The sequence below is a fragment of the Microbispora sp. H10836 genome (assembly GCF_012999525.1).
GTDB lineage: Bacteria > Actinomycetota > Actinomycetes > Streptosporangiales > Streptosporangiaceae > Microbispora.
In genome coordinates this window covers 137,572-161,541 of record NZ_JABBWU010000009.1, presented here as the reverse complement: position 1 = coordinate 161,541, position 23,970 = coordinate 137,572, and the positions used below count along the sequence as shown (strand labels likewise).

Genomic DNA, 23,970 nt, shown 5'->3' with positions numbered 1-23,970 from the left:
GGCCCGCTTCGTGCGCACGCCTGTGAGAGGCGCACGCGGTGCCGCGGACGCGCGGGGTTGTCCGGGCGGCACGGACGATCGACGTCGCGTGGCGGCCGGAACACGGACGAGGCGGGCGGCGCCCTCGCGCCGCGGGGAGACTGGCACACCATCGGGGCCTCCGTCGGGTTTCCGAGGTGTTGCCTGGAAGTTACTTAGCGGGCACCTGTTGTGCAAGAGCTTGCAGCAACTTTCAGAATGTTTCCGGCTACCGGGCTGTGCGGTGATCCGGGGCGCGTGGCCGGTGGCCGGGGACGATAGCCTCGCGGGGTGAGCCCTGCTTCCCGCCGTGCGCCCCGAGCCGGCGAGCCCTGCCCCTGTGGTCTGCGGGCGTACGGCGAGTGCTGCGGCCGGTACCACGCGGGACGGGCCGCGCCGACGGCCGAGGCGCTGATGCGCTCGCGCTTCTCCGCGTTCGCGGTCGAGGACGAGGCGTACCTGCTGCGTACCTGGCATCCCGCCACCCGCCCGGCGCGGGTCGAGTTCGAGCGGGGCATGCGCTGGACCGGGTTGGAGATCGAGGCGGTCACCGGCGGGAGTCCGATCCACACGGACGGCACCGTCACCTTCCGCGCCCGGTACGCCTACCGGGGACGGCCCGGCGAGATGCGCGAGCAGAGCCGCTTCGCCCGGCACGAAGGCGCCTGGGTCTATCTCGACGCCATCGGCGAATAAATCCACAAAGGCCGGACATTCACCTGGATAGCGGTATAGGCGTCGAATGTCGGGGTCTAAAGGCATAGCGACAAAAAATGCGTCATCATCCATGCCGCGCTCGGCATGAGCGAGGCCGAGGCCATGACGCGGGGTATGACGTCGGCGTTGCTCATGTCCGCGACGAAAGCCCACGCCGGATGGCCTTGGTAGGTAAGTAAGGTGCGTGCCACGATGTCTCGCCGCTGTACGTTCCGCTCGCGGCCGCTCCAGGCCGTGACGGCCCGCCGCCTGACGCTGGCCGCTCTCGTGGCCACGATCGCGTGGACCGCCGCGGCCCAGGACGCGAGCGCGAGCCCGGCCGCGCATTCCGCGCGTCGTGGTGCGGCGCACGTCGTCACAGGCAACGGCGGCGGTGGCGGGGAGCAGGTGGCGTCCGGCGGGTCGGCCAGGGCCCGGCAGTCGAAGTCGGGCAACGGCAGGTTCAACCAGAACCTCAACGGCGTGTTCGCCCCGACCTTCATGATCGGCCAGCAGCAGACCGGCATCACGAACGGCGGGCGCGTCAGCACTCAGGGCGCCTTCTGCGGCCCCGGCCCGAGGCTCTGCAAGATCTGGCAGAACATGCCCATCACCTCCAACGGCTGGTGATCGGGGATACGCGGGGCCGTGAATTCCACGAATGGGAGAGTCGTGCTGACTGATATGGCAACGATGCCGTAAGACATCGCGCGGGCCGGGTGCGGAAAACCGCCGCGTCACTAGCCTGGGGGCGGCCTGGGCGAAAAGGGCCGCCCAAAGCACGGGAGCGCGCGATGAAGTGTCGGTGGTACGTCAGGACGGCTTCGAGGAAGACCGGTCTCGGTCTCCTCGCCTGCGCGTCGGTCGCGGCGGTGCTGGCCGCCGCGGGCCCCGCCGCCGGGGACACGCGCAGCCACGGGCGGGAGACGCCTCGCCGGCAGGCGCCCGGGCTCCGGACCGCGCCCTTCGAGCGGGCCGCCGCCCGGCCCGGGCTCACCGCCTCGAACACCACGAGCAGCCGCGGCACGCAGCAGGTCTCCATCAACGTCGCGAACGGGGGGACCGGCGTCCAGAACGCGATGTGCAGGGGTAACCGCGGGTGCGACATCGTGCAGGCGCTCGGCGTGCCGTACGCGGGCGGTGCGCCCGTGCGGGCCCCGGCCCCCCGGGCGATGGCGGCGACGCCGGCGAAGGCGAAGGCACGGCACCGGGCGGCCTCTCCCGGCGGACCGGGGGACGGGTCCGCGGACGGCGCGCGGCCGGGTGCCCGTGCCGGACGCGGGACTCCGCCGCGGACGCCTCCGTTGGTAACCTCGACAGTGGGAAGGGCGAACGCGTCCCCTCCTCTGTCCACGGCCCGTTAACGAGGATCACCCCGAGTCGTCAGGATTGCGCACCATGTCGAAAGCCGGTCGGTCCCAAGAGGAGATTCGCCGGCGCAACCTCGGTGACCTGCTGCGGCACGTGCACCTGTCCGGCGCGCTGTCCCGTTCGGAGCTGGCCGACCGAATGGGTCTGAACCGCAGCACCATCATGGCGCTGACCGCCGAGCTGTCCGCGGCGGGCCTGGTCGGCGAGGAACTGCCGGGGGACACCGGCAGGGCGGGCCGGCCGTCGCTGGTGGTCCGTCCGGAGCGCGACCGGGCGCACGTGCTGGCCTTCGACGTCCGCGTCGACCGCCTGGTCGCCGCCCGGGTGGGACTGGGCGGCGAGATCCTCGACCGCCGTGAGGCGGTGAGGCCCCGCGCGGGCGCGGACCTGGAGGACGTCGTCGGCGTGCTCGCGGGATTCGGCCGCGAGCTGCGGCGCGGCGCCCGGCCGGGCTCGGTGTGCGTCGGGATCGGCGCGGCCTACTGCGGCATGATCCGGCCCGCCGACGGCACCGTCCGCTACGGGCCCTACATCGGGTGGGTGGACCAGGCGTTCGGCGTCGAGCTCGGCGCCCGGCTCGGGCTGCCGGTGCTCGTCGGCAACGAGGCCCACCTGGGTGCGCTGGCCGAGCGCGACCGCGGCGTGGGCCGCGGCTACGACAACCTGATCTACCTGCACGGCGACGTCGGCGTGGGCGGCGGGATCATCGTCGGCGGCAAGCTGCTGGACGGCGACGGCGGCTACGGGTGCGAGCTGGGGCACATGATGGTCAACCCGTACAACGGGCGGCCCTGCATGTGCGGCTCGCGCGGCTGCCTGGAGGCCGAGGTCGGCGAGCACGCCCTGATCGACGCCGCGGGCCGTTCGGACGAGCTGAGCGGACGCGAGGGCGTACGCGCGGTGGTGGAGGCCGCCGCGCGCGGGGACGCGGCGGCGGAGGAGGCGCTGCGCCGGATCGGCGACTGGCTGGGCATCGGCGTGGCGAACCTGATCAACCTCTTCAACCCCGGAATGGTGATCTTCGGGGGGATGCTGCGGGACGTGTACCCGGGGTCGGAGGCACAGGTCCGCCGCAGGGTGGAGACCAACGCCATGGTGATCTCCCGCGAGCAGGTGCGGCTGTGCGTCTCGGCGCTCGGGGACGACGTCACGCTGGTCGGCGCCGCCGAGCTGGCCTTCTCCAGACTCCTGGCCGGCCCTCTGGAGGTGCTCGCGGAGATGCGGCGCCTTGCCGCGAGCCGGGCGGCGGCCCGGAGGCGCGCGCTGGCGCTCTGAGGGCGCCGCGCCGTCCCCGCGCCGTCCCCGCGCCGTCCCCGCGCCGTCTCCGCGACGGCAGGGCTCGACGGCAGGGGCTCAGCGGCAGGCGAAGATCTCGGCCCGGCGGCGGAAATCGTCCGCCTTCGCCAGGTGGGAGTCCCCGTCGCAGGACAGGCCGGAGCACGGCCGATCCGCGAGCGCGTGGTGAAGGGCCGCGAGACGCTCCTGCGCGTCCGCCAGACCCGCGCAGATCGACTCCGCCCTCATCCGCATCGTCGCCATGCGCGTGCGGGCCTGCTCACGCAGCAGCCGCGAGTGTTCCAGCAGCCTCTCCCGGTCCTGCCCGGACGTGCGGGGCACCGCCGCCACGGGGCGTACGGGCGCCACCCGAGGCCGGCCGAGCCCTTCGCCCCGGCCCGGCAGCAGCACGAGCCGCCGCTCCAGGGGCGTCATGGGCGCGGCGCGCACGACGGCGGGGCGGTCCGGCCGTCCCTCCGGCCACAGGAGAGCGAGCAGCCGGCCCAGCGGGCGGCTCGCCCAGACGATGAGGCCCCCGGAGGCCTCGGCGGCGGCGATGTGCACGCGCTCGAGCGCACGCACTCCGGCGAGGTCGCTGAACTTCAGGCGGACCGCGTCGAGCACCAGGTGCACGCAGCCGTCGTCGATCAGCCCCGCGACGACCCCTTCGAGCCTCGGACAGCTGAAGAGGTCCATCTCTCCGCTGACGCTCACCACGGCGGAGTCCGACTCGCGCTGCGTCACCTTCACCCACAGGTTCATGGGTGACCTCCTTACCCCGCCTGCGGCGGGGAGACGGGCACCGGGCGATCGAATTTCTTTTCCGAGCGCTCCGCATGACTCCGGCAGTTCCAGGATATGGGGCGAATATGGATGCGCTCGTCCAGCGGGACGTCGTGGTCGTCGCCGCGTCCGCGGGAGGCATCGAGGCCCTGCGGACGCTGCTCGGCAACCTCCCCGCCGGTCTGCCCGCCTCCGTCCTGGTCGTCCTCCACATCTCGCCGCGTGCGGGCAGCGCCCTGCCGGGCATCCTCGACCGCGCCGGACCGCTGAAGTCGGCCGCGGCGCAGGACGGCGAGCCGCTGCGGCACGGGCGCGTCTACGTGGCCCCTCCGGACCTGCATCTGCTGGTGGACGACGCGTACGTCCGGCTGTCGCGGGGGCCCCGGCACAACGGGCACCGCCCGGCAGCCGACCCGCTGTTCCTCAGCGCGGCCGCCTTCGCGGGCCCGCGGACCCTCGCCGTCATCCTGAGCGGCACCCTCGACGACGGGGCACGGGGCTGCGCCGAGGTGGAGCGCCGGGGCGGGCTGGTGGCCGTGCAGGACCCCGAGGAGAGCCCGTTCGACGGCATGCCGCGCGCGGCCATCGCCGCGACGAGGCGGCCGGCGGTGTCCTCCGTACCCGGCATCGCGGAATGGATCGTGCGGGAATGCGACGGGACGCGGGCCGCCGGGGAGGTCGCGGTGGACCGGAGGCTCCAGCACGAGCTGGCGGCGTTCTTCTCGGCACGCCCGCAGGAACCGCCCCCCGGACGGTTGAGCGCTTTCACCTGCCCGGACTGCAACGGACCGCTGTACGAGGTGGCCGCGCCCCCCAACGGGCACTACCAGTGCATGGTCGGCCACGCCTGGTCGATGGAGAGCATGGTCGACGGGCAGTCGGAGGCCGTCGAGCGGGCCTTCTGGGTGGCGATCCTGCGCATCGAGGAGCGGTTGCGGCTCCTGACGCGGATGCTGGGCCACGCCGAGGAGCGCGGGCAGGTTCTGACGGTCCGCCGTCTGCGGCAGCAGACGGCGCGGGACCGGGACGCCCTGGAGACCCTGCGCCACCTGCAGAGTCAGATCGGCCGCGAGGTGCCCGCCCCGGTCACCCACGGCGCCGAGCGGCGATAGCGCGGACCCATGGTCACCAGCGAGGAACGTGAGTTCGACGACCTCCTGCTGATGCTCAAGGAGACCCGGGGGTTCGACTTCACCGGGTACAAGCGCAGCACGCTGCAGCGCAGGATCGCGCGGCGGCTGGAGGCGCTCAAGCTCGAGACGACGGGAGAGTACCGCGACTACCTGGAGCTGGAGCCGGGCGAGTTCGCGGCCCTCTTCGACAGCCTGCTCATCAACGTCACCGGGTTCTTCCGGGACCCGCAGGCCTGGCAGGTCCTGCGGCACAGGGCCATCCGCGCGGTCCTCGTGGCCAAGGGCGGCGGCCGGCCGATCCGGGCCTGGAGCGCGGGCTGCGCCACCGGCGAGGAGGCCTACAGCCTCGCCATCGCCCTGGCGGAGGAGCTGGGGCTGGACGAGTTCCGGGAACGGGTCAAGATCTACGGCACCGACCTGGACGAGAGGGCCCTGCAGGTGGCCCGTACGGCGGTCTACGACGAGCGCAAGGTCGCCGACATGCGGCCCGAGCTGCGGGACAAGTACTTCGAGCCGACGGGGGCGGGCCTGGCGTTCCGCCGTGACCTGCGCCGCCAGCTCATCTTCGGCCGCAACGACCTCACCAGGGACGCCCCGATCTCCCGCGTCGACCTGCTGCTCGCCCGCAACACACTGATGTACTTCAACGCGGAGACCCAGCAGAACATCGTCCGCAAGTTCCACTTCGCCCTCGCCGACCCCGGCTACCTCTTCCTGGGCAAGGCGGAGATGCTGCTCGACCACGGCGACAGGTTCGAGCCGGTGGACCTGCGCGTGCGTCTGTTCAGGAAGATCCCCCAGCCTGTGGGCGGGACGCGCATCGGCTGGAACCCGCCGGCGGCCCAGGCGGAGGAGAACACGCGTCTTCCGCGACTGCGGGGCGCGGCGCTCGCCTCCGGTCCCGTCGCCCAGATCACGCTCGACGCGGCGGGCAGGCTCGCCCTGCTCAACACCCGCGCCGAGGTCATGTTCGGCCTGCAGGCCCGCGACGTGGGCAGCCCGTTCCAGGACCTCGAGGTGTCCTACCGGCCCGTCGAGCTGCGGTCGCTGATCGAGCAGGCCGAGCTGGACCTGCGCACGGTCGAGCTTCACGACGTCACCTGGCAGCGCCCCGGCGCGAAGGAGCCGGGCGTCTTCGACGTCGCCGTCGTCCCGCTCATGGACAGGACCGGCGAACTCGTCGGAGTCACGATCAACTTCCACGACGTCACGCGCTATCGCCGGCTCCGCGACGAACTGGAGCAGGCCAACAAGGAGCTCGAGCACGCGTACGAGGAGCTGCAGTCGCTCAACGAGGAGCTGGAGACCACCAACGAGGAACTCCAGTCGACCAACGAGGAACTGGAGACCACCAACGAGGAACTTCAGTCGACCAACGAGGAGCTGGAGACGATGAACGAGGAGCTCCAGTCCAGCAACGACGAGCTCCAGCAGATCAACGAGACGCTCAACGTCCGGACACGGGAGCTCGACCGGGCCAACCAGTTCGTCGCCTCCGTGGTGCGCTCGCTCGGCGACGTGGTCGTCGTCGTCGACCGGGAGCTGCGGGTGCTGCTGTGGAGCCGGGGAGCGGAGGAGATGTGGGGGCTGCGCGCCGACGAGGCCGACGGCCGCGACCTGCCCTCACTCGACATCGGCCTGCCCCTCGACCCGCTGCTGCCCGTGGCGCGGCGCGTGCTGGACGGCGCGCCGGCCGCCGACGGTCAGGGGGACCCGGTGAGCGTCGAGGCCGTCAACCGCAGAGGCCGTCCCGTCCGGCTCGCGGTCACGCTGGCGCCGCTCCACGAGGACGACGCGTCGGTTCAGGGGCTGATCCTGGTCATGAGCAGGGGGGAGTGAGCCTCCGGGCCCGCGGCGGCCTCAGGTGACCAGGCCGACTCCGCCGATGATGGCGCCTCCGGGCATGCCGTCCCATCGGCGCTGCGCGGGATCGGGCCGCCACAGGTGCAGCGGCACGACGCCGGGCTCCAGCACGTCGAGGTCGTCGAAGAAGCTCCGGACCCGGGCCGCGGTGCGCGGGACGATGCCGCCCGCGGTGGTCGCGGTGTAGACGTCCCGGCCCCGCCTGACCGCGTCCTCGTCCAGGTCGCCGTGGGTGATGTGGGAGAGCACCAGGTGACTGCCCGGGACGAGCGGCTTGCGGAACGCGCCGACGACGCGCGCCGCCTCCGTGTCGTCGGTCACGAAGTGGAGGACGGCCAGCATGATCAACGCGATCGGCCGGGCGAAATCGAGGTGGGCGAGGACCTCGGGGTGGCCGACGACGGACTCCGGTTCGCGCAGGTCCCCCTCGACCACGACGGACCGGGGGTTGTCGGCGAGCAGGGCGCGCGCGTGGGCGAGCACGATCGGGTCGTTGTCGACGTAGACGACCCGCGCCTGCGGCGCCTCGGCGTGCGCGACCTGGTGGACGTTCTCCTGCGTCGGCAGCCCGGTGCCGATGTCGAGGAACTGCCGGACGCCCGAGCGCGCCAGGTGCCGTACGGCCCGCACGAGGAAGGCGCGGTTGGTCCGGGCGACCTCACGGGCGTTGGGCAGGATCGAAATGATCTTCTCCGCCGCCTCGCGGTCGGCCGCGAAGTTGTCCTTGCCGCCCAGGTAGTAGTCGTACATCCGGGCCACGCTCGGCGTGCCGGGGTCCACCACCCACGCGGGAGCCTCCTCCTCGTGCACCCTCTGCCCTCCACTGCTCGGGGTCCGGACGACCATCCTAGAGACACAGCTGCCGGTTTTGACCGCCTGATCCGACAATCGGCAATGTCGGATGTCCTCGTACGCGCCGGCTCCGGCCTTGCCGGGCATTCAGAAATAGAACGGGTTCTCGTACGCTCCGCAGTATGCGTTTCACCTATGCCGAGGCCATGACCGACCCGTCGTACTACCTGCCGCTCGCCCGGGCCGCGGAGGCGGCGGGGTACGCGAGCATGACCGTGGCCGACTCCCTGGTCTATCCCCGGGAGTCGGACGCGAGGTACCCGTACACGGCGGACGGGGACCGGGAGTTCCTGGAGGACAAGAGCTTCATCGAGACGTTCGTCCTGATCGCCGCCATGGGGGCGGTGACCTCGGCGATCCGGTTCACGCCGTTCGTCCTCAAGCTCACGGTGCGCCCGCCGGTGCTGGTGGCCAAGCAGGCCGCCTCCGCCGCCTGGCTCACCGGCGGCCGCCTCGCCCTCGGCGTCGGGCTCAGCCCGTGGCCGGAGGACTACGCCGCGATGGGCGTTCCGTGGGCGCGGCGGGGCAGGCGCATGGACGAGGCCGTCGAGATCGTCCGCGGCCTGACGCGCGGCGGCTACTTCGAGTACCACGGCGAGTTCTACGACCTGCCGGCGGTCAAGATGTCCCCGGTCCCGGCCGAGCCGATCCCGATCCTGGTCGGCGGGCACAGCGAGGGGGCGCTGCGCCGCGCGGCCAGGCTCGGGGACGGCTGGATGCACGGCGGGGGCGACCCCGCCGAACTGGACGCGCTGCTCGCCAGGCTCGCCGCGCTGCGCGCCGAGGAGGGCACCGCCGACCGGCCCTTCGAGATCCACGTGATCTCCCCCGACGCCTACAGCGCCGACGGCGTGAAGCGGCTGGCCGACAAGGGCGTCACCGATGTGATCGTCGGCTTCCGCAGGCCGTACGTGAAGGGGCCCGACACCGAGCCGCTGAGCCGGAAGATCGAGCACCTGGAGCGCTTCGCCGAGAAGGTGATCGCCAAGGTGGATGAGCGTTCGTGAGACGCTTCTCGTGCGGCGAGGCGGCCGACGGCGGTAGAACGCGTTCTTGCCAGCCGTTCCGCGCTCGCGCATGCTGGGGCGCATGGATCTGATCGCGCTGGAGGAGATCCGCCGGACCAAGTACCGCTACCTGCGCTGCCTGGACCTCAAACGCTGGGACGACTTCGCCGACACGCTCACCGGCGACGCCGTGGCGGCCTACGACAATCCGGTCGCCGGCGACCCGCTGCGGTTCGACGGGCGCGAGGCCATCGTCGGCTACATGCGCGCCAGGCTGGGGCCGGAGGTGATCACGACGCACCTCGCCGGTCACCCCGAGATCGAGATCGACGGCGACGACGCGAGCGGCACCTGGTGCCTCGACGACACCGTGCTGATTCCGCGCCACCGCCTGATGATCCGCGGATCCGCCTACTACGAGGACACCTACCGGCGCTGCTCCGACGGGCGCTGGCGGATCAGCGGCACCGGCTACCGCCGGACGTACGAGTACACGGTCTCCCTCGACGACCTGCCCGGCCTGCGGTTCACCGCGAACCGCTGGGCCGCGTCCTGACTCTTTCCGGCTGTGCCGTTGACCGTGCCTAGAACGAGTTCTACTCTCACGGTGAGCAAGGTCATCGTCAGCGCCGCGCGGCGGAGGGAGCCCGATGGCCACGGAACCGTTCGCCCGGGCGATCGCCGAGGCCGAGAAGATCATCCGCTCCGCCCGGCACGTACGGACCGAGCAGGACCTGGCCGAGGGCCTGGACTACCTGGCGGGCGGCATCAAGGCGGCGTTGCACATGACGTGGGCCTACGACCGCGACTTTCCCTTCTTCGCCGCCTCCACCGGCCCGTACGCCAAGCTCGGCCTGGACAACCCCGACACGCTCTACTTCCACGCCTACATCCGGGACGACGCCGAATACGTGGTCACGGGCCGCCGCGGCACCACGGCGGACCTGAGCTTCCAGGTGCTCGACGGCGACTACTCGCCCGCGCGGTCGCCCGGCAGCCTCACCGCCTTCGACGACCGTGACATCGAGATCGCTCCGGACGGGTCGTACGAGCTGCGCTTCGGCCCGCCCGGCACGGGGGCGCGCCGCACGCTGGGAACGGGTGCGGCGATGCTGATCGTGCGCGAGGTCTTCTCCGACTGGGACGCCGAGCGGCCCGGCGAGATCCGCGTCCACCGCGCCGACACGCTCGGGTCGGCGCCCCCGCCCCCGGCCGTGGACAGGATCGCGAAACGCTACGAGGTGGCCGCGAGGATGCTGCTGGGCCGGCTGCGGACGTTCCTCGCGTTCCCGGAGCGGCACTATCTCACGCTGCCGGTCAACACGATGACCGAGCCGAGGCCCACCCCGGGCGGCCTCGCGACGCAGTACTCCTCGGTCGGCCACTACGACCTCGACGACGACCAGGTCATGGTCGTCACCGTGCCCGCCGCGGGCCGCGACGTCGCGCCATACCAGGGGTTCCAGCTCGGCAGCATGTGGTACGTCTCGCTGGACTACGTCAACCACCAGACCAGCCTCACCGCCGACCAGGCCCGCCACGACCCCGACGGGAAGATCCGCTACGTGATCGGCGAGCGCGACCCCGGGCTGGCCAACTGGCTCGAACGCACCGGGCACCGCCGCGGCTACCTGCAGATCCGCTGGCAGCGGCTGACCCGCCCACTCGGGCCCGAGGACGGCCCCGAGGTGGAGGTGATGCGGTTCGAGGACCTGCCGTCCCGGCTGCCCTACCACGACCGGCAGCGGGTGAGCCCGGGGGAGTGGGCGGCCCGGATCGCCGCCCGGCAGGCCGCGGTCGCCCGAAGGATGCTGGGCTGATGCCGCTGGAGGGCCGGGTCGTCGTGATCTCGGGGGTCGGGCCCGGGCTGGGGCGCGGCCTGGCGCTGCGGTGCGCGGCGGCCGGGGCCGACGTGGTGCTGGCCGCCCGCGGCGAGGAGCGGCTGGCGGCGGTGGCGGAGGAGGTCGCGCGGCTCGGCCGCCGGGCGGTGCCGGTGCCGGCCGACGTCACCGACGAGGCGTCGCGGCGGCGGCTGCTCGCGACCGCGCTGGAGAGCTGCGGCCGGGTCGACGGCCTGGTCAACAACGCATTCGCGATGCCGCCGATGACCGACCTCGTCGACGTGGACCTCGGCGCGGTGCGCGCCGCCTTCGAGACCAACGTGCTCGCCGCGTTGCGGCTCACCCAGCTCTTCGCGCCGGCGCTCGCCGAGCGGGCGGGCTCGGTCGTGATGGTCAACTCGGCGGTGCTGCGGCACTCGCGGCGGACCTTCGGGGTGTACAAGATGGCCAAGGCGAGCCTGCTCGCCCTCGCCCAGAGCCTGGCGACCGAGCTCGGGCCGCGCGGGGTGCGGGTCAACAGCGTCGCGCCCGGCTACATCTGGGCGGACAACCTGAAGCGCTACTTCGAGACCCTCGCCCGGCGGCGCGGCGTCCCCGTGCGGCAGGTGTACGACGAGACCGCGGCGGCGCTCGATCTGCGCAGACTGCCCGAGCCCGACGAGATCGCCGACGCCGCGGTGTTCCTGCTGTCCCCGCTCGCGCGGGCGGTCACCGGCCAGTGTCTCGACGTCAACTGCGGCGAATGGCACCACTGACACGTACGGAGGCGACCGGATGAGCGCGGGACGCGACGGCGTCGGCACGATCGAGGACCTGCACGCCTGGGCGAGCGGCGCCACCGGCCTGACCGACTTCGGGGACGACCCCTACCTCGACGGCCTCGGGGTGCTGCTCGAGTCGTACGCCCGGGACGCGGCGCTCACCACGCCCGGCGCCCGGGCGGCCCGTGCGATGCTGCGCGGCGCGCTGACCGCCCGGCTGCGGTGCGAGGAGGCGTGGCGGCGGCACCCGGAGCACGCGGCCGTGCCGGTCGAGCGGCCGATCTTCGTGACCGGCCTGCCGCGCACCGGCACCACCGCACTGCACCGGCTGCTGACCGCCGATCCTGCCAACCAAGGGCTGGAGCTGTGGCTGACCGACGCGCCCCGGCCGAGGCCGCCGCGCGAGACCTGGGCGGGCGACCCGGAGTACCGGGCCGCCCAGGCCGCGTACGAGCGGCACCACGTGCGCCATCCGGAGTTCATGGGCGTGCACTACATGTCGGCGGACATGGTCGAGGAGTGCTGGCGGCTGCTCCAGCAGTCGATGCGGTCGGTCTCCTTCGAGTGCCTGGCCCACATCCCGGCGTACTCGGCCTGGCTGGCGGCGCAGGACTGGAGGCCCGCCTACGAGCGGCACCGGCGGATCCTCCAGCTCGTCGGGCTGGGCGACCCCGGCCGGAGGTGGGTGCTGAAGAACCCCAGCCACCTGTTCGCCCTGGACGCGATCATGGACGTCTACCCCGGCGCGCTGGTCGTCCAGACCCACCGCGACCCGGTCACCGCCATGGCGTCGATGTGCAGCCTCGCCGCGCAGGCGACCGCCGGGTGGTCGGAGGCGTTCACCGGTGCGGTGATCGGGCGGGACCAGCTCGGCCTGTGGAGCCGGGGCCTCGACCGCTTCCGCGCCGCCCGCGCCCGGCACGATCCGGCGCGGTTCTTCGACGTGCGCTACGAGGAGTTCGTCCGCGACCCGCTCGGCACGGCCGAGGCGGTCTACGCCCGTTTCGGGCTGCCGCTCGGCGACGCCGCCCGCGCGGCCATGGCCCGCCTGCACGAGGAGAGCCGTTCGGGGGAGGCCCGGCCGTCCCACCGGTACGAGCTGTCCGGCTTCGGGCTGACCCCCGAGGAGGTCGAGGCCCGCTTCGCCGACGTCGGGTCGTCCAGGTGACCTCGCCGGTTAGCGCGCCCTCGCGTCAGGAGCCGAAGAAGCCCTCTCGGTGGTATTTGCACGTACCACCGCCGCAGCTGGGGTCCGAATTCCAGCCGTCGCTGTAGGCGGCCATCCGATAACGCAGCACGGATCCCTTGGTCTTCACTTCCCAGTCGTCCGGTGGCACCTGGCTGTCGAACTGCTTGACGTAGTTGCCGAAGGCGTTCCGGTAATAAATCCGGTGTCGCGCGTACAGGAAGCTCGGTGACCCCGGAGGGGTGCAGTTGTAGACGAAACTATTCGTATAGCGGGCTTTGCCGCCGAAGTCCGCCGAATAGTACGCTTTGGGCGCCCTCCCGGGTATGGCGGAATCACTCCAGTCCGGATGCCAGAAGTACCCCGAATTGCACGTGGGCGACTGCGAGGCCGTGGATGCCCGGGAGGTGGACGCGGGAACCGCGAGCGCGCGGGCGACGACGGGAGAGGCGGTGACCGTCCGGCCCTGGAGGTCCGGCGGCGGAACCGAGTCGTCTCGGGGCTCGTCCAGCAACAACCGGGGAACCGGCAGGCTCCGCGGTGTCGCGGCGAGATACGCGTCGAGCATGCTGTCCAGTGGAAGCGGCACGACCGGCGCGTTCCGCTCTCCGTGTCCTTTCTGGAGGAGCCCGTAATCCTGGGAGGACGGGCTGTGGGAGAACACGACACGCACGCCGTTCACGAATGTGAGATCGGCGAGCGTGTCCTCGGGATCCTCCACCGCCGTTCCGTCATCGGGCGGCGGGTCGCCGGCGGTGGCCGTGGTCCGTGCGATCGCCTGCGCGAAGCCCGGGGGTGCGGGTGTCACCAGGGCCGCGAGCGCCAATACGGATATGGACAGGATTACGGTCGGCTTCCTGGCCGTCATCGCGACACTCCTTTTACATCCCCGGGAAATTAGTCCTGGGCGGAGTATGAGCCGCGTGTTCGGAACGGTCAAGTAACGGAATGAGCCCGGAACCCGCTGTACTCCTTGAGTTTTAGGAATAATGCGACGTTCGCTTTTTTGAGCCGGCCTCGTCGGAGACGACGCGGTCGCCGAATTCTGTACAGGCGGCCGGAGGGTTCGAGGGCGGGCGAGGGCGAGGTGGCCGGCGTGTGGACATCGCCGGCGAACCCACGCAGGAGCGGGGTCAGCCCGCGGCGAGCGCTCCCATGATGCGGTCCTCGCTGACCTCGTGGCCGGCGAGTTCGCCGACCACCGCGCCGTCACGCAGGACCACCACGCTGTCGCAGTTCTCCACCAGTTCCGACACGTCGGAGGAGATCAGCAGGATCGCCAGCCCGTCCACCGCCAGGTCGTCGAGTAGCGCCCGCATGGCCAGCTTGGTCGCGATGTCGACGCCCCGGCTGGGCTCGTCGAGCAGCAGCACCTTCGGGTGCATCGCCAGCCAGCGGGCCAGCAGCACCTTCTGCTGGTTGCCGCCGGACAGCTCCCCGGCGGCCTGACGGGGCGAGACGGCCCGGATGTCGAGCCGCCGCATGAACGTGGCGACGATCCGGTCCAGATGCGCGTCGGAGACGATCCCCGCGCGGGACAGCCGGGGGAGCGCGGCCAGCGCGATGTTGTCGCGGACCGACAGCGTCGGCACGATCCCCTCCACGCGGCGGTTCTCCGGCACGAGCCCGACCCCGGCGCGGATCGCGTTCCTGATCGACCACTTGCCCGTGGGCGCGCCCGCGATCGTCACCTGCCCGGCGTCCACCCGCAGCGCGCCCGCGATCGCCTTCGCGGTCTCGCTGCGCCCCGCGCCGCGCAGCCCGCCGAGGCCGACCACCTCTCCCGTACGCAGGGCGAGGGAGACGTCGCGGAGGACGTGGCGGCGGGTCAGCCCCCGGGCTTCGAGCAGGGGCTCGTCGGCCGGTGGGCCGGCGGGCTCGCCGGTGACGGCGGCGTCCGCCCCGCCGGCGGCGAAGGGCCGGCCGAGCAGGAGCGAGACCAGCCTGCGGCGGTCGAGGCCGGCGAGCGGCCCGGTGTGCACCACCCGGCCCTCACGCAGCACGGTCACGCGGTCGCAGATCTCGTAGAGCTCGTCGAGCCGGTGGGTGACGTACAGCACCGCCCGGCCCTCGTCGCGCAGCCGGGAGATCGCGCCGAACAGGATGTCCAGCTCGTCGCGCTCCAGCGCGGAGGCGGGCTCGTCCAGGACGACCAGCCGCGCGTCCGCGGACGCGGCCCGCGCCAGGGCGACGAGCTGACGCGCGCCGTCGCCGAGCGAGCCGAGCGGGCGGCGCGGGTCGGCGCGCAGGCCGTAGGCGGCCAGCAGCTCGGCGGCCCGCGCGTGCATGGCCGCGAAGTCGATCAGGCCGAAGCGGCCGCGCGGCTCCCGCCCGAGGAACAGGTTGGCGGCGATGCTCATCGTGGGGACGAGACCGGCCTCCTGGTGGATGGTGGCGATCCCGAGCCGGGCCGCCTCGGCGGGGGAGGAGAGCGCGACCTCTTCCCCGAGGAGGCGCAACCGGCCGGCGTCCGGCCTGCACACTCCCGAGAGCACCTTGACCAGGGTCGACTTTCCCGCGCCGTTGCCGCCGACGAGCGCGTGGACCTCCCCGGCCCGCAGGGCCAGGGTGACGTGGTCGAGCGCCGGCGCGCCCTGAAAGCTCTTGCAAATACCTGCCGCCTGCAGCACGGTTGCCTCCGCCTCGAATGGTGCGCCCGGCAGGAAACAATCTCGTAACGAGGCCGTCACATTCGATCAAATCTGAGCAACATGCAGGCGGACGCCCTTGCCGCCCAGTTCGTCGAGCACGTCGCGCGGGGCGGCGTCGTCGGTGACCAGGTGGTCGATCTGCTCGGCGGACACGGTCCGCACCATCGCGTCCATGCCGATCTTGGTGTGGTCGGCCAGCACGACGACCTCCTCGGCCGCGGCGGCCAGGGCCTGGTCGACGCAGGCGACCTGCATGTTCGGGGTCGACAGGCCGCGGTCGGCGGTGAGCCCGTTGCCGGAGATGAAGGCCCGGCGTACGCGCAGCCCCGCGAGGGACCGCTCGGCCGCGCTCCCGACGAGGGCGAGGATCGGACCGCGCAGCGTGCCGCCCGTCAGCATCACCTCGATGCGCGGGGAGTTGGCGAGGGCCTGGGCGACGAGCAGGGAGTTGGTGACCACGGCGAGTTCGGTGTGCCTGCTCAGCCTGCGGGCGAACTCCTGGGTGGTGGTCCCCGGGCCGATGACGATGGCGTCTCCGTCCTCGACCAGCGACGCGGCCAGATCGGCGATGGCGGACTTCTCCGCCGAGGAGAGCGCCACCTTCTGGACGTAGCTGGCCTCCCTGTTCAGGTCGCCGGGGAGGGTGGCGCCGCCGTGGTGCCGGTTGAGCAGGCCCTCCGACTCCAGTGCGCGCAGGTCGCGGCGGACGGTGACCTCCGACGACTGGACCGCCTGCGCGAGCTCGCGCAACGAGACGGCGCCGTTGGCCCGCACCAACTCCAGAATGCGCTGGCGGCGCTCGGCCGCGAACACGGGCCGGCGCCCGTCGCTGTCCGTGTCGACCACGCCCTCACCCTCCGCTGTGACCGGTTCCGATCATAGTCGACCAGCGAAACGGGCGCATCGCTGACCGGAAATGAACGAATTTGATCCGATCTCTTGACCGGATGGCCACCGCGGTGCTTATTTGAGGGCGATAACCGACTCGATCCTGTCCGAATCTGATCGGTCCCGTTCAATGGCACGATCCCCGCGTGCCCGGACGTCCGCGGCTCCGATCTCGACCCACCCCCCACGTCACGGCAGGTGGCCGTCGGCGCGCGGTGCCGCCTCGGAGCGCCGCCGCCGCGCCGGCCGGACGCGGCCACGCCGTACGGCGCGTCCGCCCGGCTCCGCCCTGCCCGCAGGAAAGGATCCCTGTGAGAAAGCCCATCCTCTTACTCCTGGCCGTCGTTCTCGGCGCGGTCTGGCAGGTCGCGGGGCAGGGTCCCGCGACCGCCGCCGGCGCCGACCGGCACGGCCTGCGCGGCGACTACTACCTGTCCTCGGCAGCAGGGAAGTTCGACTTCGCCCAGCTCAAGGCCACCGTGATCGACCCGGATCTCGAACTGCCCGACCTCAATCCGGTCTTCACCTCGTTGACCGGACGGGAGGACGACGTCACCGTGCGGTGGACGGGCCGCATCCAGCCCGCGTACTCCGAGCCGTACACCTTCTCGATCATCGGGGACAACGGCTTCCGGCTCTGGGTGAACGACACGCTCGTCATCGACCACTGGGTGGACGACTGGGACAAGGAGCAGACCGGCACCCCGATCACCCTGCAGGCCGGCCAGAAGTACGACATCAAGGTCGAGTATTTTGAGCACTTCGGCGGCGCCAACCTCCACCTGCGCTGGCAGAGCCCCAGCCAGGCCAAGCAGGCGGTGCCGGCGGAGGCGTTCTACCTTCCCGAGGGCTTCGACCCGCCGGGGCCGGACAGTGCCGCCGTCGACGCGGCGGGCGACACCGCCACCCTCGACTTCGGCGACACCGCGCTCGCGGCGCTCCCCGCAGACGCCGCCGGGCACTTCGGCCTGACGGTGGCCGGCACGAAGTGGCAGGTCGCGTCGGCCGCCCTCGACGGAACCACCAAGGTCACGCTGAAGCTCGGCTTCCCCATCCCCCGTCTCGCCGCCGACATCCGGGCCTCCTACGACGGCAAGGGCGGCCTCGCCAGGGCGGACGGCACCGCGATCGAGGCGTTCACCTGGGTCCCGGTGTCCAACGGCTCCACGTACGTGCTGAAGACCCGCTGGTCGGGCGACGTGGACGCGAACAACCCGCTGCCCGAGTACCCCCGTCCGCAGCTCGTCCGCGACCGCTGGCAGAACCTCAACGGCACCTGGCAGTTCGCCGCCGCCAAGGACGGTGAGGCGCCGCCCTTCGGCCGCGACCTCGGCGAGCGGATCGTCGTGCCCTACCCCGTGGAGTCGAGCCTGTCCGGCATCGGCCGCCACGAGGACCGCATGTGGTATCGCCGCACCTTCGAGGTGCCGGCCTCCTGGAAGAAGGACCGCGTCCTGCTCCACCTCGACGCCGTGGACTACGAGTCGGTCGTCTACGTCAACGGCAAGCAGGTCGGCACCCACAAGGGCGGCTACGACAGGATCACCGTGGACGTGACCGACGCGCTCACCCGCAAGGGCCCGCAGGAGCTGGTCGTCGGCGTAAACGACCCGACCGACAACGGCCGCCAGCCCATCGGCAAGCAGCGGCTCAACCCGGGCAGCATCTGGTACACCCCCGCCTCCGGCATCTGGCAGACGGTCTGGATGGAGCCCGTCGACAAGACCCACATCGAGGCCGTGGACACGGTCCCCGAGGTGCTCGGGCAGTCCCTGCGGGTGAAGGTCAGGGCGAGCGGCGACGCCACCGCCGTTGTCACCGCCCGCGCCGGCAAGCGCGTCATCGGCAAGGTCTCCGGCCCGACCGGCAAGGAGCTGGCCGTGCCGATCCCGGACCCCCACCTCTGGTCGCCCGACGACCCGTACCTGTACGACCTCACTGTCGAGCTCAAGGGCGGCGACAAGGTGGAGAGCTACTTCGGCATGCGCTCCATCTCGGTCGGCAGGGTGAACGGCACGACCCGGGTCCTGCTCAACGGCAAGCCGGTCTTCCAGTTCGGCCCGCTCGACCAGGGCTACTGGCCGGACGGCATCTACACCGCGCCGACCGACGAGGCGCTGCGGTACGACCTGGAGCAGACCAAGGCGCTCGGCTTCAACATGGTGCGCAAGCACATGAAGGTGGAGCCGGACCGCTGGTACGCCTACGCCGACAAGCTGGGCCTGCTCGTCTGGCAGGACATGCCGTCGATGTTCGGCGCGGCGAGCGCGGCCGACAAGACGCAGTTCGAGACCGAGCTGAAGGAGATCGTCGACGAGCACCGCAGCAGCCCGTCGATCGTGATGTGGGTGCCGTTCAACGAGAGCTGGGGCCAGTACGACATCTCCAGGATCGCCGACTACGTGAAGAGCCTGGACCCCTCCCGGCTCGTGGACAACATGAGCGGCATCAACTGCTGCGGCGCCCAGGACGGCGGCAACGGCGACGTGATGGACTACCACATCTACCCCGGACCCGGCAGCCCCGGTAAGCCCGGCTTCTTCCGGGCGTCGGTGCTCGGCGAGTACGGCGGGCTCGCCCTGCCGGTGGTCGGCCACACCTGGACCGGCGGCGGCTGGGGCTACGCGGTCGAGGCCGACGGCGAGGCGCTGACCAAGCGCTTCCTGGAGATGGACGACGCCCTGCGCAAGCTGCACGCCTGCAACGGCCTGAGCGCGGCCGTCTACACCCAGACGACCGACGTGGAGACCGAGATCAACGGCCTGATGACCTACGACAGGGCCGTGACCAAGCCCGACGTCAAGCGCGTCCACGACGCCAACAAGGCGCTCACCGCGGAGATCCTCCCGGCCTGCGCCTGATCGATCGGCACCACGGCGGCCCGGACGACGGTCCGGGCCGCCGGCCCCCGAGGACGCGCACGACGTGTCCCTCCGGCCCGCCGTGTCACCCCCCATCGGAAGGATCACCATGAAGCCATATCCCCGCGCGGCCGTGCTCACCCTCGCGGTGCTGCTCGGCGCGGCCGGCTGCGCCAAGTCGGAGACCCAGGCCACGTCGGGTGCCGGCGCCGCGGCGACCGCGCAGCAGCAGGTGGTGCAGAGCCCGGCGGGCTCGGCCGGCCCGACCTGCACACTGGAGCAGTTCGGCGGCACGAAGTTCGACCTGAAGACCGCCACGGTCGGCTTCTCCCAGTCGGAGAAGGAGGCCAACCCCTTCCGCATCGCGGAGACCAAGTCCATCAAGGACGAGGCGGCCAAGCTCGGCATCGCCGATCTCAAGGTCACCAACGCGCAGTCGCAGTTCTCCAAGCAGATCACCGACGTGCAGCAGCTCATCGCCCAGGGGGTGAAGCTGCTCGTCATCGCGCCGCTGAACTCCGACGGCTGGGAGCCGGTGCTCCAGCAGGCCGCAGCGAAGAAGATCCCGATCATCACGGTCGACCGCAAGATCAACGCGAAGCCGTGCAGCGACTACCTGACGTTCATCGGCTCGGACTTCTACGAGCAGGGCAAGCGCGCCGCGGACCAGATGATCACCGCGCTCGGCGGTACGGGCAAGGTGGCGATCCTGCTCGGCGCGCCGGGCAACAACGTCACCACCGAGCGCACCAACGGCTTCAAGGACCGGATCAAGGAGAAGGCGCCCGGCATCCAGATCTCCTTCGAGCAGACGGGTGAGTTCGCCAGGGAGAAGGGCCAGCAGGTCACCGAGCAGCTCATCCAGTCCAACCCCGACATCAACGGCATCTACGCCGAGAACGACGAGATGGCGCTGGGCGCGGTGACCGCGCTGAAGGGCGCCGGCAAGGACCCGGGCGCCATAAAGATCGTGTCGGTCGACGGCACCCGCAGCGCCGTCCAGGCCATCACCGACGGCTGGCTGCACGCGGTCGTCGAGTCGAACCCCAGATTCGGGCCGCTCGCCTTCGAGACCGCGCAGAAGTTCCTGGACGGGCAGCCGATCCCGGACAAGGTCATCATCTCCGACCGCGAGTACGACGGCTCCAACGCCGAGGCGTCCCTCGGCGAGGCCTACTGACCCGCGAAGGCCCGCGCGGGCGCCCGGTTCCGTACGCGGACGCCGGGGGGCCCGCGCGCACGCCGAGCGGAGATCCGCGCGAGGAAGGGAAGTCATTGAGCCAGTCGGCCGCACCGGTGCTCGAGGCCAGGCAGATCAGCAAGCGCTTTCCCGGCGTGAGGGCCCTCGACGGCGTGTCCCTCGCCCTCTTCCCCGGCGAGGTGCACGCCCTCGTGGGCGAGAACGGCGCGGGCAAGTCCACGCTGATCAAGGTCTTCACCGGCGTCCACCGCCCGGACGCCGGTGAGCTGATCTACGACGGTTCGCCCGTGGCCTTCGGGACCCCGCTCGACGCGCAGCGCGCCGGGATCTCGACCATCTACCAGGAGGTCAACCTCGTCCCCATGATGAGCGTGGCCCGCAACCTGATGCTGGGCCGCGAGCCGCGCGGCCGCCTGGGCGTCATCGACACCGCCGGAATGTACGGCGAGGCGGAGCGGATCCTCGCCGGCTACGGGGTCGTCACCGACGTGCGCCGCCCGCTGCGCACGCTCGGGATGGGCGCCCAGCAGATGGTCGCCCTGGCCAGGGCCGTGGCGGTCGACGCCCGCGTGGTCATCATGGACGAGCCCACCTCGTCGCTGGAGCCGCGCGAGGTCGAGACGCTGTTCTCGGTGATCAGGAAGCTCAGGGACGACGGCATCGCGGTCGTCTACGTCAGCCACCGCCTGGACGAGCTGTACGAGGTGTGCGACCGGGTCACCGTGCTGCGCGACGGGCGGGTCGCGCACACGGGCCCGCTCGCCGGGCTCGAACGGCTGAAGCTCATCGCCCTCATGCTGGGCCGCGACCTCGACGAGGTCAGGACCGGAGGCCTGACCAGGTTCTCCCGGGACCGCCACCGGACCGGGGACCGGGACGGCGCCCCGCCCGCCGTACAGGCCGTGGGCCTGACCCGGAGGCAGGCGCTGCGCGGAGTGGACGTCTCGGTGTGGCCGGGCGAGGTCGTCGGCCTGGGCGGGCTGCTGGGCGCGGGGCGCAGCGAGACCGCCAAGGGCATCGTGGGCGCGCTCCCGTTGGACGCGGGCCGGGTGCTCGTCGCCGGCCTGCCCCTGCGCACCGGCTCGACCACGGCGGCGATCAGGGCCGGGGTCAGCCTGCTGCCCGAGGACCGCAAGGCCGAGGGCATCATCCCGGCGCTGTCGGTCCGGGAGAACATCGCGCTCGCCGCCCTGCCGTCGCTGTCGCGGGCCGGAGTGGTCTCCGACGCGAAGATCGACAAGGTCGTCGAGGTCTTCATGCACCGGTTAAGGATCAAGGCGGCCTCGCCCCACCAGCCGGTGCAGGAGCTGTCCGGCGGCAACCAGCAGAAGGTGCTGCTCGCGCGGTGGCTCGCCATCCGGCCGAAGGTCCTGCTGCTGGACGAGCCCACCCGCGGCATCGACGTGGGCGCCAAGGCCGAGGTGCAGGCCCTCGTGGACGAGCTGGCCGAGGAGGGCCTCGGCGTGTTACTGATCTCGTCGGATCTGGAGGAGCTGGTGGAGGGCGCCGACCGGATCCTGGTGCTGCGCGAGGGCGCCGTCGTCGGCGAGCTGTCCGGCGACGACGTCACGGAGGACAAGATCATGGCGTCCATCGCCGAACGAGGGGCGGAGTCCGATGGCTGAAGCGGTCGCACCGCCCGGGCGGCGGGTGCTCGCCTGGGCCCAGGAGTACGGCGTCTACGCCGCGGTCGGCGTCCTCCTGCTGTTCAACGTGCTGTTCACCCCCCACTTCCTCGACGTGGCGAACTTCCGCACCCAGCTTGTGCAGGTCGCCCCGATCGTGATCGTGTCGCTCGGGATGGCGCTGGTCATCGGCACGCAGGGCATCGACCTGTCGGTCGGCTCGGTCATGGCGCTGGCCGCCGCGCTCGTCGCGCTCTACCTGGGGTACGGCGCGTGGCCGGCGCTGCTGGCCGCCCTCGCCGGCGGGGCGGTGGCCGGGACGGCGGGCGGCGCGCTGGTCGCCTATGTGGGCGTGCAGCCGATCGTGGCCACGCTCGCGCTGCTGGTCGGCGTCCGGGGCCTGGCCAACGTGCTCGTCCCGCAGCTCGTCGAGTTCCGCAACCCCGACCTGATCGCGCTCGGCAGCAGCTCGCTGTCCGGCGTGCCGGTGATCGTGGTCATCGCGGCCGTGCTGACGCTGCTGATGGCGTTCCTCGTCCGCAGGACGACGTTCGGCAGGCAGGTGGTCGCGATCGGCGGCAACCGCGCGGCCAGCGAGCTGTCCGGGCTGCCCGTCCGCCGGGTGCTGCTGCTGGTCTACGTGATCTCCGGGGTGCTGGCCGCACTCGCCGGGGTGCTCGCGACCGCGCGGCTGCAGGCGAGCGATCCGACCTCGCTCGGCCTGTTCATCGAGCTGTCGGCCATCACGGCGGTCGTGGTGGGCGGCACGCCGCTGAGCGGCGGGCGGATCCGGGTGCTCAGCACGGTCATGGGCGCCCTGCTCATGCAGTTGCTGTCGGCCACCCTCATCAAGCACAACCTGCCGCAGTCGTGGACGCAGATCGTGCAGGCGGTCATCATCCTGGCCGCCGTTTACGCCACCAGGGAGCGAGGAACCCGATGACCGGATCGCCCGGACGCGAGCAGGTGAGCCGCGTCCTCCAGCAGCACGGCGCGCTGATGGTGCTGGCGGCGCTGGTGATCGTCGGCAGCGTCGCCTTCGACTCCTTCGCCACCGCGGGCAACGCCGCGAGCGTCCTCGTGTCCTCGTCGTTCACCGCGATCATCGCCGTCGGCATGACCTTCGTGATCATCAGCGGCGGCATCGACCTGTCGGTGGGGTCGCTGTTCGTGTTCGGCGGGGTCCTCGCGGCGTACGGCTCGCAGTACGGACTGTTCGTCGCGCTGGCGCTGCCGCTCGCCGCGTGCGGGCTGGTCGGGCTGCTCCAGGGGCTGCTCATCGCCAGGACCGGGATGGCGCCGTTCATCGTCACACTTGCCGGGCTGCTGGGCGTGCGCGGGCTGATGCTGGCGTTCTCCGACGAGGGCGCCACGACCTACCTCGTGGAGGACTCCGCGTTCGCGCGGCTCGGGCAGGGCGGGGTGTTCGGCCTGACCTGGCCGGTCTACATCACCGCGCTGCTGGCGGTGGCCGCCATGGTCCTGCTCCAGCGGACGGCGTTCGGCCAGAACGTGTACGCGGTCGGGGGCAACGAGCAGGGGGCCGCGCTGATGGGCGTGCCGGTAGCGCGTACGAAGGTCTACGTCTACCTGATGTCGGGCCTGCTCGCGGGCCTCGCCGGGGTGCTGAACGCGGCCCGGCTCTCCTCCGGCGTCACGATCCTCGGCATCGGCCTGGAACTCGACGTGATCGCCGCGGTGGTGATCGGCGGCACGCTGCTGACCGGGGGAGCGGGCGGCATCACCGGCACCATCGCCGGCGTGCTGCTGCTCGGGGTGATCCAGAGCCTGATCAACCAGGTGGGCAACCTGACGTCGGCCTTCCAGCAGGTGGTCAGCGGCCTGTTCCTCGCCCTGGTCGTGGTCGCCCAGCGGCTGCTCGGCCGGGCGCAGCGCCTCGGCTAGCCCGGGCCGGTCGGCGCGCGGGGTCCGTCACGCGGCGCGAAGCGGCGCGTTGT

General features: G+C 71.8%; 21 protein-coding genes. 16 read left to right on the top strand and 5 right to left on the bottom strand.

From position 1 onward, the window contains the following. Nucleotides 1-309 precede the first annotated feature (309 nt). The 4 genes from HHX30_RS18440 (at nt 310) to HHX30_RS18425 (ending at nt 3,360) form a co-directional block, all read left to right on the top strand. Nucleotides 310-714, top strand: coding sequence for a YchJ family metal-binding protein (locus HHX30_RS18440; protein ID WP_169983210.1), 405 nt, complete (start codon nt 310-312; stop codon nt 712-714). A 213-nt stretch (nt 715-927) separates the two neighbouring features. Next, the gene (locus HHX30_RS18435) at nt 928-1,344 is read left to right on the top strand and encodes a hypothetical protein (RefSeq protein WP_169983209.1); all 417 of its coding nucleotides are present in this window, start codon (nt 928-930) and stop codon (nt 1,342-1,344) included. Between the two features lie 164 nt (nt 1,345-1,508). After that, the gene (locus HHX30_RS18430; protein ID WP_169983208.1) at nt 1,509-2,078 is read left to right on the top strand and encodes a hypothetical protein; all 570 of its coding nucleotides are present in this window, start codon (nt 1,509-1,511) and stop codon (nt 2,076-2,078) included. 34 nt (nt 2,079-2,112) lie between these two features. Beyond that, entirely contained in the window at nt 2,113-3,360 is a 1,248-nt protein-coding gene (locus tag HHX30_RS18425; RefSeq protein ID WP_169983207.1) for an ROK family transcriptional regulator, read from the top strand. A 78-nt stretch (nt 3,361-3,438) separates the two neighbouring features. Here the strand turns inward: HHX30_RS18425 and HHX30_RS18420 are convergent, their stop codons facing one another. Beyond that, nucleotides 3,439-4,122: an STAS domain-containing protein gene (locus HHX30_RS18420; RefSeq protein ID WP_169983206.1), complete on the bottom strand. Its 684-nt coding sequence runs from the start codon at nt 4,120-4,122 to the stop codon at nt 3,439-3,441. Nucleotides 4,123-4,229: 107 nt separating this feature from the next. Here HHX30_RS18420 and HHX30_RS18415 point away from each other — a divergent pair, with 107 nt between their 5' ends. Together HHX30_RS18415 and HHX30_RS18410 are read left to right on the top strand one after the other, a co-directional pair. Beyond that, a complete protein-coding gene (locus HHX30_RS18415; protein ID WP_169983205.1) occupies nt 4,230-5,255 on the top strand; it encodes a chemotaxis protein CheB in 1,026 nt (341 codons plus the stop codon). A 9-nt stretch (nt 5,256-5,264) separates the two neighbouring features. Next, nucleotides 5,265-7,115 (top strand): CheR family methyltransferase, encoded by a 1,851-nt coding sequence (locus HHX30_RS18410; protein ID WP_169983204.1) that lies wholly within the window; start codon nt 5,265-5,267, stop codon nt 7,113-7,115. Nucleotides 7,116-7,136: 21 nt separating this feature from the next. Here HHX30_RS18410 and HHX30_RS18405 read toward each other — a convergent pair whose 3' ends face one another. Beyond that, complete coding sequence (locus HHX30_RS18405; RefSeq protein ID WP_311922547.1) at nt 7,137-7,949, bottom strand: SAM-dependent methyltransferase; 813 nt, start codon at nt 7,947-7,949, stop codon at nt 7,137-7,139. A gap of 164 nt (nt 7,950-8,113) precedes the next feature. Between HHX30_RS18405 and HHX30_RS18400 the strand changes: the two genes are divergently transcribed. The 5 genes from HHX30_RS18400 to HHX30_RS18380 all read left to right on the top strand — a co-directional run bounded on the left by HHX30_RS18400 (nt 8,114) and on the right by HHX30_RS18380 (nt 12,768). After that, nucleotides 8,114-8,998, top strand: a complete 885-nt coding sequence (locus tag HHX30_RS18400; RefSeq protein ID WP_169983202.1) for a TIGR03619 family F420-dependent LLM class oxidoreductase — start codon at nt 8,114-8,116, stop codon at nt 8,996-8,998. Between the two features lie 82 nt (nt 8,999-9,080). Further along, the gene (locus tag HHX30_RS18395; protein ID WP_169983201.1) at nt 9,081-9,554 is read left to right on the top strand and encodes a nuclear transport factor 2 family protein; all 474 of its coding nucleotides are present in this window, start codon (nt 9,081-9,083) and stop codon (nt 9,552-9,554) included. 94 nt (nt 9,555-9,648) lie between these two features. Next, entirely contained in the window at nt 9,649-10,818 is a 1,170-nt protein-coding gene (locus HHX30_RS18390; RefSeq protein WP_169983200.1) for a hypothetical protein, read from the top strand. Continuing rightward, nucleotides 10,818-11,594: an SDR family oxidoreductase gene (locus HHX30_RS18385; RefSeq protein ID WP_169983199.1), complete on the top strand. Its 777-nt coding sequence runs from the start codon at nt 10,818-10,820 to the stop codon at nt 11,592-11,594. Before HHX30_RS18390 ends, HHX30_RS18385 begins: the two co-directional genes overlap by 1 nt. Nucleotides 11,595-11,613: 19 nt before the next feature. Beyond that, entirely contained in the window at nt 11,614-12,768 is a 1,155-nt protein-coding gene (locus HHX30_RS18380) for a sulfotransferase (protein WP_169983198.1), read from the top strand. Nucleotides 12,769-12,793: 25 nt separating this feature from the next. Here the strand turns inward: HHX30_RS18380 and HHX30_RS18375 are convergent, their stop codons facing one another. The 3 genes from HHX30_RS18375 to HHX30_RS18365 all read right to left on the bottom strand — a co-directional run bounded on the left by HHX30_RS18375 (nt 12,794) and on the right by HHX30_RS18365 (nt 16,283). Further along, complete coding sequence (locus HHX30_RS18375; RefSeq protein ID WP_169983197.1) at nt 12,794-13,654, bottom strand: hypothetical protein; 861 nt, start codon at nt 13,652-13,654, stop codon at nt 12,794-12,796. A 265-nt stretch (nt 13,655-13,919) separates the two neighbouring features. Continuing rightward, nucleotides 13,920-15,416 carry a sugar ABC transporter ATP-binding protein gene (locus tag HHX30_RS18370; protein WP_310741928.1) on the bottom strand — a complete coding sequence of 499 codons (1,497 nt, stop codon included), beginning with the start codon at nt 15,414-15,416 and terminating at the stop codon, nt 13,920-13,922. Between the two features lie 66 nt (nt 15,417-15,482). Then, nucleotides 15,483-16,283: a DeoR/GlpR family DNA-binding transcription regulator gene (locus HHX30_RS18365; protein WP_310741929.1), complete on the bottom strand. Its 801-nt coding sequence runs from the start codon at nt 16,281-16,283 to the stop codon at nt 15,483-15,485. A gap of 353 nt (nt 16,284-16,636) precedes the next feature. On the opposite strand from HHX30_RS18365, the gene HHX30_RS18360 reads away from it, so the two are divergent. From HHX30_RS18360 to HHX30_RS18340, 5 genes are all read left to right on the top strand, one after another. Then, the gene (locus HHX30_RS18360; protein ID WP_211592182.1) at nt 16,637-19,186 is read left to right on the top strand and encodes a PA14 domain-containing protein; all 2,550 of its coding nucleotides are present in this window, start codon (nt 16,637-16,639) and stop codon (nt 19,184-19,186) included. Nucleotides 19,187-19,295: 109 nt separating this feature from the next. Then, nucleotides 19,296-20,366, top strand: a complete 1,071-nt coding sequence (locus HHX30_RS18355) for an ABC transporter substrate-binding protein (protein ID WP_169983195.1) — start codon at nt 19,296-19,298, stop codon at nt 20,364-20,366. A 95-nt stretch (nt 20,367-20,461) separates the two neighbouring features. Then, complete coding sequence (locus HHX30_RS18350) at nt 20,462-22,012, top strand: sugar ABC transporter ATP-binding protein (RefSeq protein WP_169983194.1); 1,551 nt, start codon at nt 20,462-20,464, stop codon at nt 22,010-22,012. Then, nucleotides 22,005-22,955 (top strand): ABC transporter permease, encoded by a 951-nt coding sequence (locus tag HHX30_RS18345; RefSeq protein ID WP_169983193.1) that lies wholly within the window; start codon nt 22,005-22,007, stop codon nt 22,953-22,955. The genes HHX30_RS18350 and HHX30_RS18345 overlap by 8 nt, the downstream gene beginning before the upstream one ends. Next, the gene (locus tag HHX30_RS18340) at nt 22,952-23,917 is read left to right on the top strand and encodes an ABC transporter permease (RefSeq protein ID WP_169983192.1); all 966 of its coding nucleotides are present in this window, start codon (nt 22,952-22,954) and stop codon (nt 23,915-23,917) included. The genes HHX30_RS18345 and HHX30_RS18340 overlap by 4 nt, the downstream gene beginning before the upstream one ends. Nucleotides 23,918-23,970: the final 53 nt, after the last annotated feature.